Annotated in this window: 12 protein-coding genes; 4 read left to right on the top strand and 8 right to left on the bottom strand. The window is 40.7% G+C overall.

Annotation, left to right across the window (positions count from 1 at the left end; translation table 11 throughout):
• The coding region (locus tag ACQKMF_RS22390; protein ID WP_427575027.1) for a long-chain fatty acid--CoA ligase at positions 1–1459 on the bottom strand (1459 nt) is incomplete at its 3' end.
• 392 nt (positions 1460–1851) lie between these two features.
• Here ACQKMF_RS22390 and ACQKMF_RS22385 point away from each other — a divergent pair.
• Positions 1852–2730 carry a dimethylarginine dimethylaminohydrolase family protein gene (locus ACQKMF_RS22385; RefSeq protein ID WP_202190619.1) on the top strand — a complete coding sequence of 293 codons (879 nt, stop codon included), beginning with the start codon at positions 1852–1854 and terminating at the stop codon, positions 2728–2730.
• 198 nt (positions 2731–2928) lie between these two features.
• Here the strand turns inward: ACQKMF_RS22385 and ACQKMF_RS22380 are convergent, their stop codons facing one another.
• Positions 2929–3327, bottom strand: a complete 399-nt coding sequence (locus ACQKMF_RS22380) for a hypothetical protein (RefSeq protein WP_402941216.1) — start codon at positions 3325–3327, stop codon at positions 2929–2931.
• A 390-nt stretch (positions 3328–3717) separates the two neighbouring features.
• On the opposite strand from ACQKMF_RS22380, the gene ACQKMF_RS22375 reads away from it, so the two are divergent.
• The gene (locus tag ACQKMF_RS22375; protein ID WP_427575024.1) at positions 3718–4167 is read left to right on the top strand and encodes a DinB family protein; all 450 of its coding nucleotides are present in this window, start codon (positions 3718–3720) and stop codon (positions 4165–4167) included.
• Positions 4168–4507: 340 nt separating this feature from the next.
• Here the strand turns inward: ACQKMF_RS22375 and ACQKMF_RS22370 are convergent, their stop codons facing one another.
• The 6 genes from ACQKMF_RS22370 to ACQKMF_RS22345 all read right to left on the bottom strand — a co-directional run bounded on the left by ACQKMF_RS22370 (position 4508) and on the right by ACQKMF_RS22345 (position 7377).
• A complete protein-coding gene (locus tag ACQKMF_RS22370) occupies positions 4508–4774 on the bottom strand; it encodes a transcriptional regulator SplA domain-containing protein (RefSeq protein ID WP_241663197.1) in 267 nt (88 codons plus the stop codon).
• A gap of 105 nt (positions 4775–4879) precedes the next feature.
• On the bottom strand, positions 4880–5746 hold the full coding sequence (locus ACQKMF_RS22365; protein ID WP_101224440.1) for a Cof-type HAD-IIB family hydrolase: 867 nt from the start codon (positions 5744–5746) through the stop codon (positions 4880–4882).
• Between the two features lie 147 nt (positions 5747–5893).
• Complete coding sequence (locus tag ACQKMF_RS22360; RefSeq protein WP_101224200.1) at positions 5894–6250, bottom strand: YlbF family regulator; 357 nt, start codon at positions 6248–6250, stop codon at positions 5894–5896.
• Between the two features lie 73 nt (positions 6251–6323).
• A complete protein-coding gene (locus tag ACQKMF_RS22355) occupies positions 6324–6434 on the bottom strand; it encodes a hypothetical protein (protein WP_101224201.1) in 111 nt (36 codons plus the stop codon).
• Positions 6431–6634 (bottom strand): hypothetical protein, encoded by a 204-nt coding sequence (locus ACQKMF_RS22350; RefSeq protein ID WP_427575021.1) that lies wholly within the window; start codon positions 6632–6634, stop codon positions 6431–6433. The genes ACQKMF_RS22355 and ACQKMF_RS22350 overlap by 4 nt, the downstream gene beginning before the upstream one ends.
• Before the next feature lie 536 nt (positions 6635–7170).
• The gene (locus ACQKMF_RS22345) at positions 7171–7377 is read right to left on the bottom strand and encodes a hypothetical protein (protein ID WP_157831091.1); all 207 of its coding nucleotides are present in this window, start codon (positions 7375–7377) and stop codon (positions 7171–7173) included.
• Between the two features lie 37 nt (positions 7378–7414).
• Between ACQKMF_RS22345 and ACQKMF_RS22340 the strand changes: the two genes are divergently transcribed.
• Both ACQKMF_RS22340 and ACQKMF_RS22335 read left to right on the top strand, forming a co-directional pair.
• Entirely contained in the window at positions 7415–8428 is a 1014-nt protein-coding gene (locus ACQKMF_RS22340) for a YheC/YheD family protein (protein WP_427575019.1), read from the top strand.
• Positions 8429–8444: 16 nt separating this feature from the next.
• Positions 8445–9515, top strand: a complete 1071-nt coding sequence (locus ACQKMF_RS22335) for a YheC/YheD family protein (RefSeq protein ID WP_427575017.1) — start codon at positions 8445–8447, stop codon at positions 9513–9515.

The raw sequence follows: 9515 nt of genomic DNA, 5'->3' as shown, positions 1-9515 counted from the left end.
ACACTAGCCCCTTATATGCGCCCTTCAAGACAACACAAGCGATCGGCCGTTCCTGCCATTTTTCGTGAGGCACTGCAATTACCGCCGCCTCAAAGGTTCCTTCATGGGCCATTAATGCATTCTCTATATCTACGGAAGAAATCCACTCACCGCCGCTTTTTATCAAATCTTTCGTCCGGTCAACGATTTTGACGAATCCTTCTTCATCAATCGTGACAACATCCCCCGTATACAGCCAGCCATCTTTAAACGTATCCTCTGACCGCTCATCCTTAAAATACTCATTCGCTATCCAAGGACCCCTGATCAGCAATTCGCCCATTTCTTTTCCATCTGGTTTCACTTCGCCGTCCTGACCGACCACTTTAATTTCTATCATTGGCGAAACAAGGCCCTGCTTGGCCTTCAACTCATAAAGTTCTTCTTCAGGGAGGTCCTCCTGATAGCTTTTTGGTTTCGAAACAAAAACAAGCGGGCTCGTTTCAGTCATTCCATAGGCATGCAGGAATGGTATCCCATACTTTTGTTCAAAGGTTTTAATCATGCTTTTTGGAGCAGCCGACCCTCCGCATAGAACAGTGCGAATGCTGCTCGTATCATGGGTGCCTTCTTCCAGCTCCTTCAATAAGCCCAGCCATATCGTCGGAACCCCTGCTGCGATTGTAACCTTCTCCTTTTCTATAAGCTCAGCCAAAATCTTTGGGGTGAAATAGGGTCCCGGCAAAACCATCTTCGTTCCAAACCAAACACTGGCAAAAGGCATGCCCCAAGCATTTACATGAAACATCGGCACGACAGGAAGGGCTACATCACGTTCGCTTAATGCTGTGGAATCGGCAAGCCCCAGTGCAATCGCATGCAGCAAAATTCCGCGATGTGAATAAACCACACCTTTCGGATTTCCAGTCGTGGCGGAAGTATAACATATGCCGGCAGGCGCATTTTCATCCAAGGTTTGAATGAATGGCTGTTTCGGATTCCCCTCGGCTAATAATTTTTCATAATGATAAATGGGTGAAAGGGTCGTTTTAGGCAGCTCCTCTTTATCCGTCATAATGATGTACCCTTCCACTGTCGTTAACTCATCTTTAATTGCTTCCAAGAGGGGAATGACATCTGGGTCTACCAGTAATAATCGATCCTCCGCACTATTGACGATATAAGAAACATGTTGAGGAGACAGACGCATATTGATTGTATGAAGGACAGCACCATGACAAGGAATCGCAAAATATGCTTCTAAATGCCGATGATGGTTCCAGGCAAGCGTTCCAATACGGTCACCGGTCTGAATGCCGAATTTTTCAAGATTACTGGCCAGCCTTCTTGTACGCTCAGCAATCTCTGCATATGTAAATGTGTGAATTCCACCATCCGTACGCGAAACTACCTCTTTCTTCGGAAAATATTTTTCAGCTCTCTCAATGATTTGAGTCATGATCAATGGAGTATCCATCATTACAATCTCCCCCTTATATTAAAAGCATCCTCATTATATATTCGACCAGAAAAAAAATAATCCTTTATCCCTAGGTGCCTTTTACGATTATTTTGAATTTCGGTTTATCTAGATAAAATTTTTAAATCAGTTTGACGATTTCGGAAAGGGAACTGATTTCTGAAACGACTGGAATGTTTTTTAAATAAAAAACTGCAGGCAATCTCGCTTTCTTCGATTTGAAAGGATCAAACCGGTATATAACGAAATCATTTCTTAGGAGCGTAATCTGAAAAGTTATTTTTAAACCCTCCAAATTTATCGGTGCAGTTCCCTGACATATATTTTTATGTTTCTTTCTAGAAAAAAGAGGAAATAGTAAAGATACAATTATATTTAGAGGGAGCTCATTTATGGTAAACAAAATAAACGAAGAACTAGAAGCTTATTGCGCGAGTGAATATTCAAAGCTATCACGGGTGATCGTCTGTGAACCTCGTTATATGGAAATCCGAGAGATCATTAACGAAACACAAAAAGAGTTCCAAGAGGAAAATATCGATCAAGCACTAGCCTTGAAGCAGCACACCCAATTTACAAAGGCACTTGAACACGAAGGAATTGAAGTCATAAAACTTACACCTCAATTTACATATCCAGAACAAGTTTTCACGAGAGATATCGGTTTCACTCTTGGCAATACCGTTTATGTGGCTGAGTTGGCAACAGGTATCAGGCAGGGTGAAGAACAAATATTGAAATCCTGGCTCGAAACGAATGGCATCTCATATTTCAACCTACTCAAAAATCATATTGAGGGCGGGGACGTCCTTATTGACGGAAAGACCATCTATATTGGAATCAGTGAAAGAACGGATGAAACTTCCGTCAAGCATCTTCAAACCTTATTACCGGAATACGATGTCATCGCGGTTCCTTTCATTGAAACATTCCTACATTTAGATTGTGTTTTCAATATCATATCACCGACAGAGGCGCTTATTTTTCCAGAGTCCTTTACAAAAAAAGAAATGGATTTATTATCTTCTCGTTATGACATGATCGAAGTGACTAAAGAAGAACAATTCACATTAGGAACCAATGTGCTTTCGATTGGGAATAAAAAATTATTCAGTCTTCCATGTAATAAACAGGTAAATAGTGAGCTTCGTAAACGCGGATACGAAGTCATCGAAGTCGATATAAGCGAAATCATCAAGTCCGGCGGCTCCTTCCGTTGCTGCACAATGCCACTATTGAGGACAACGAATAAGAAGACTGATTCAGCCTGAGCAAAATGAAAGAACCCGGACTTGTATGAAAATCCGGGTTCTTTCGCCTTTTTTCAACAAGGTGTCATAAAACAGGAAGGATTAAGGGTTTAGTTCTTTTTTTAATGCCTCGATTCCATCCATAACACTTTTTCAAATAACTCTGTTGATATTGAGGCACATGAGAGTTCTAAGGTTAACGCTTGTCTGGAGGCCTTTTCATTTATGCAGCAGTCTTAATAAGATTTTTGAATCGTTTCTATTTAACTGTACATACTTACTGTGTTCATCCTTCGTCAATTCTACAATCTTTCCATCAGGATTGACCCAAACATAATATACGGTTAGTCTACCTTCGTTTTTCTCATCATTAAAATAAAAGATGAAGTCCGCCTCAGGATGATCTTCAGCCAACGCGAATTCTTCCCAATCTGCATTTCTTACTATTTCTTTTGTTTTTTCTGTTTTCCCCATTTCTATCTTTTCTTTATATGCTTCGAATTTGTAGTGTTTACCTTCATACTTTTGAACGGAAATATGTTCTTGCTTTGTTGTACAGCCCGAAGCTAACGTTATTGATAATAGGCTAAGTGCAACAAGCAGCTGTTTCCTTTTCATTAATGTCATCTCCTCATACCCAATGGATTAATTATCCAATATATTTCATTATACTTCTCCACGCAAAAGAGTAATAGGAATGTTTGTCGATTTATTAACCAAAAAAACTTAAGCTTTTGGCTTAAGAGTTCTTGACCCCTTGTATCCCTTGGACCTGCATTCAACCATTCAGAAAGTAGTTGATGCAGCCTTCCTTCCATTTCATCAAAAGCACATACTTGCTTATATTGCATTTAATTCCATTATTAGCCGACAATAAAAAACCTTTTAAATTGATAAGCCTTCCCCTTTTGAAAAGACTTAGCTAAAATTTGATAATATTGAATTATCCTTGCTATAATTTCATGGGATAGCGTTTAGAAAAAAACAAGATTGAAAGGGGAATGTAAAATGAATTATGTAAAAAATCAGCTAACAGTCATGCGCGGCAATCTTTTAAAAGAAATCGATGGAATCAAACCAGAGTTTATGGATGTACAGCCTGAAGGTTTTAATAATACAATCCATTGGCACCTTGGACATGTCCTTACTACAGCCGAAAAATTTTTATTGGACTCCAATAGTGAATTGCCAGCGAATTACGGCCAACTATTCGGATATGGTTCAAAACCAGCGGACTGGACTGGGGACGTACCTACCGTTGAAGTATTAAAGCAACAACTGCATGAACAACTCGATCGAATTCTTGAAATTTCAGAGGAACGATTGACTGAAAAAACACCACAGCCTTTCAACGGAATGGAAACAGTGGGGGAATTCATTAATTTTGTAGTGCTCCATGAAGCCAATCATATTGGACAAATTCACGCAATGAAACTCTTAATCCAATCCAATAACTGAGATTAGACCATAACTGTCACTCTGTATTTCTTGAAATAGGAGTGACAGTTTTTTATTTTTCACAGTCAAATATGCTGTTTCAATCACTAATTGCCTCTGACATGGGAGTATGGGTGCTTTTATCTGAGTTCGAGCTTTTATCGTGAGTTCGAGCATCCACTCTTGAATTCGGAGCTTTTACTTGTGAGTTTGGCGCGTTTACTCGTGAATTCCGAGTGTTTACTCGTGAGTTTGAAACAAATACTCGTGAATTTCGAGCGTTTACTCGTAAATATAATCAAAAAGAGCCCCCGCTCTATGAGCGAGGGCTTTCATCTGTTCATGCGAAGTGAACGTCTCTTTAAGTCATTTGGTTATCCATATAATCACTGTATGCTTTTTCCGCTGCGGCTTCCGAAGTGAACAAAGCATCATCGTCCTCAATCGTATGAAATGTATCGTTCAGGAACAATGCAACTGCATTTGGATCTTTGGGATGCTGAACGATTTCCGCCGCCCTTATATTCGAAACGGTAGGAACGTGGGGATTATTATAAATCACAAACACCTCGTCACCGACTTGCACTTCTTTTGCATTGATTACACCCATTGAATTCTTCCTTTCCATTACTGATTTTCCTTTAGCTTATGGAAAGAAGCTTATAATTATTTATGAAATATGACAGGCCTAAAAAGCGGAATTATCTGAATGGGGCCCCTGGAGCCCCGCCATTCACTTAAGCATATTCATCTTTTGTAAAAAATCGATTGGATGCTGTTTCCGGAAGAATTCCCTCAGCATATAGGCAACACCATCTTGGTCATTGGAGCGCGTCACCCATTTAGCCACTTTCCTTACTTCCTCATCCGCATTACCCATGGCAACTCCCAGACCAGAACCGGCAATCATCTCGATATCATCCAATCCATCTCCAATCGAGACGATTTCCGTTCTTTTCACCTCTAAATGGTCAGCTAAATACAATACACCGCTCCATTTAGAAACACCCTTCGGAACGATTGTCAGCTTATGTCCTGGATGCAAGATTGCATCAACCTCAGGGAACATTTCCTTTATCAATTTCAACATATCATTTCGAGCACTTTTTTCTGGAAATATAATGTCCATCTTCGTCGGGGCCATCGGCTGGTCAATAAGCTCTTCACTGATATCATCCACATAATTTTGAGCATAAATATTTTGATCATTCAAATACATTACCGATTTACCAAGCAAATTCTCCGGGAGGTTCACCCGATTGCCCAGCGAGTATTTCTCATGAATGAGCAATATTTGGCACGTTGTCTTTTCAAGCATTTGCACGAGCTCTGCAGTCAGTTCTTCTGATATTCTTTTTACCATTATCGGCTTTTCTATGGAAGCTCCGACAAAGGCTCCTTGCTGAGCAACGATCATCGGATTTATTTTTAGGGCTTTGGCCACTTTTTTTGCTGAGTGATAGTTTCTTGACGTCACAAGTGCAACATGGACACCTTTTTGGTGAACATAATCTATTGCTTCTTTAGTCGATTTATTTAAACGGCCATTCGACTGGAGTAATGTCCCGTCGATATTGACCGCAAGTAGTCGATATACCATGCTGATCTCCCCCATCTGTAGTATCCTCTTTCCAAATTTATGACTAAAATTTCGGGAATAGAACAAATAGTGGTTCACGACCCTTGCAACGGTGCTTACAGGAAACAAAAAAACCCCCAACCATTATGGAAGGGAGTCTTTAACTGCTTATTGCTGTTGTTCAGGTAAGCCATATAAATCTTCAAGCGGCTTCATGATAATTTTATTGAGGTCTGCTATGACCATGCTCATCCGTTGTTCAGCTTCCATCAATTGTGAAATGGTTGGGTTTTGTTGGACAAGCTGTACCGTCTTTTGTGCTTGCTCAACCTCTTCCGGTGCAATCTCCTGTCCCATCATTTGCTTTTGCTGCAATGTCATCTGCAAATTACGGAAGTTTTCAAACATTCCTTTTGTTGCTTCATCAGAATTGACTAGATCATATAAGCGTTGCAAATCGGCATATTCATTACTTGCCCTAATTGCCTTTTCCATTTCATACGCTGCATCATATACGTTACTCATTTATTTCCCCTCCCGGTAATCATTGTATTCCTACACCTTTTCCACTATAACAAATCCGATTGCGAATTACACGTCATCCTATTAAAACAGTTACGAAACCTTGAAATAAACCGATTATTCCACCAAGCAAAGCCCCAAGGTAGATGATTATCGACAATTCCTTCTTAGTGATGGAAACGATCATTTCCTCAAGTCGGGAAATGGAACCGGCTTATTCATGATCGAAGCGACAGGAAGCATTTCAGCCGTTTTTTCGTTATATCGTTTCTCTTCCGCCCATGTTTCATATTTACCAAGAAAGAATGTTTGTAATCTCTGTTCTAACGTAAATGAAGAATTCTTCATTCCCAGTTGATCAAGCATTTGAGCAGTACTTTTTTCCATGGACAATGCTTTCTTTACTTCTGCCTTCACGAAAATTTTCATATTCTGTATAGAGGCATCTGATGACTTTACTTTGAATGCTCTCTGGCGTGATTAAATGATCAACACCAATTTGCCTAACTGTTGCCTAACACATTCTGCCGCTTCGGAATCAACACTGTGTCATAGGCAGCTGTTTCCCGAAAATATAGATTGGTTTATAAAGTCTGAACAGCATTGTGATAGCTAATAATTTAGTGAAGCCACCTATTACAGCACCTAAGACGACCATACAGTATCCTTAACCAAAACTCCATGAAATTTCTCCATTTATTGCTTTAAATAGAGGCTTGATGACACCTTCTAATTAAAAGAACATAGAATGTGTTATCCACATTTGCCCATCATTTAATTATTAAAGGATATTAAACTTAGTGCAAACGGGGAATTATTATGAACCTTAACCATCAGAAAGTTTTCATTACGGTAAATCCCGCAGAGACGCGAAAGAAGGCGCTACTGTTTATCGAAGAAAAACTATTTGAGGAATGGGGCCTTCAATTTGGAGAACCCGTAACGATCATGGCTGGATGCCGTTCGGTCCCGGTACTTGTCCAGCCATTCCCGTCATCCCAGCCTACATTGAAACTTTCATATGATATGAACCAAACTTTATCCTTACCCAGTTTTTCCGATCCAATCTCCGTCTCATACAATGCGGAAGGAAGGTCAATTAAAATAGGCCCTTTCTTCGCTTCACTCATGAACCAGACTCCCTTGCAAGACGGGACATTCGGTGAGATGGAAAAATTTTATCAGGAAATGAAATCATATTGTAATCAGCAGGGAATCCCCTTCTATTTAGTAAAATTGCAGTCTCTTCAAGAAGGAGTTGTGGAAGGCTACCTGCCTGGGCAATATGGCTGGCAAACCTTGCACCTCCCCATTCCTGATGTATTTTATAACCGGATACATTCGCGCAAACTTGAGGAATCGCATTCTTTCAAGCTGTTTAAAACTGAACTGGAGGAACGGTCGATACCGATGTTCAATGGAAGGTTCCTCTCCAAACATGATGTACATGAACTGCTAATCTTAGAAAATGAGCTGTTGCCAAATTTGCCGGAGACGATACTTTTTAACGAAATGGAATCTTTCTTGAGGTTTATAGAAAAGCATTCGGTAATCTACTTTAAACCCGCATCAGGCAGCCAAGGCAGGAATATATGCAGATTAACGCAAGTAGCTGGAAAATGGAAAATCGAGCAATCCGGAAATCTCCAGGATGTGCATTTTGCTGATACGGATGAAAAGTTGTACGAAACCTTAAAAAGGTTTTCCAGAAAACAATCCTTCATTCTTCAAAAAGGGATTTCCCTATTCGAAACCGATCAGAGAAAAGTTGATTTCCGTATACTTCTTCACCGGAACGAACTGCTTGAATGGAAAGTTTCATCAATGGTTGCCCGGATTGGGGACCCTGGCACTATCGTTTCCAATCTTGCACAAGGCGGCTTGATGAAAAATGGCCCGGATTTTCTAAAGGAAGCATTTGACCTTCAGAACGCCAGCCGCATATATCAAAAGCTCGTTCGGCTGGCTAAAAACACTGCCCAGTCCTTGGTCGAAAACCATGAAGATTCATTCGGGGAGCTAGGGATCGATTTAGCACTGGATACCGATACCCATCCTTGGATCATCGAAGTGAATTCAAAGCCTTCGAAAAAATTTCAAGGCAGCTATGAAACCTTTCGTCCATCAGTAAAATCCATTATAGATTTCATGCTTGCCCTTAACCGCGAAAACCATCCATAAAAGGAGTTGCTAGCACGTGTTAATAGGATTAATGGCCGCGTCGGATACACATGAAAACAACTACTTCACCGAAATAGCCAAAACCGCAAAATCATTTAATATGAAAGTTTGTAAATTCTCACCGGAAAATATTGATATGGATCTGAAAAAAGTCCGCGGCGAGCGTTTTGATGACGAGAATGAAACTTGGATCGCCGCATCTTTTGATATACCTGATTTTGTTTATGATCGCTGTTTTCACGGATTAGTCCGGGAGTCAACGGAAACGCGGCACAAAATCGATTGGTTAAAAGATAACTCGTATTTCTTGGGGCTTGGCCTTCCTGGTAAGTGGGAAGTGTATCAAATCCTAAAAAACCATCCACTCCTACAGGCATTTTTTCCAGAGACCGTACAAGTGACGACACCTGAAGATATTACCGGTCATTTGGAACGCCTGGATAAAATCATCATCAAACCTGAATTCGGTGCAGGCGGTACAGGGATCTATCTGCTTTCAAAAAACGAGGACGGCACCTTGGTATCCATGACGAAAAAGGGCACCAAATATGACCGCCAATTCCCCTCCAAATCTCAGCTTAACAAATGGCTGCAGCATTTATTAAATCGATACCGTTACCTCTGCCAGCCATATTTGGAGCTTTGCAACCAAAATAACGAGCCATTCGATTTACGGATTTTACTTCAAAAAAACGAGAAGAATCAATGGATGGAACGTGGCCGCGGAATTCGTACGGGACAAAAGGACGGAATCACCTCAAATCTTGCCACAGGCGGGGAAGCCATTTCATTGGATAATTTCATCAAAAGAAACCCGGAAACGATTTCGATTGCCGTCGAACAAAAGATTCAGCATATCCTTCGCACCCTGCCGGCAGAAGCCGAAGCTGTCTTTGAAAGGTTATTCGAGTTGGGGATCGATATAGGCATCGATAAAAAAGGCCAAATATGGATAATGGACATTAACTCGAAGCCCGGAAGGAAAATCATTCAGGCACTACAGCCGGAGACCATGAAAGATATTCATCGCGCACCGTTTCAATATAGCCAGTATTTAGCCGAACATCTTCAGAAAGCAGGTGAATAG

It is taken from the genome of Peribacillus sp. NPDC101480 (assembly GCF_050277335.1).
Lineage (GTDB): Bacteria > Bacillota > Bacilli > Bacillales > DSM-1321 > Peribacillus.
The sequence above is the reverse complement of the archived record's forward strand: the minus strand, read 5'-3'. Positions and strand labels throughout refer to the sequence as shown.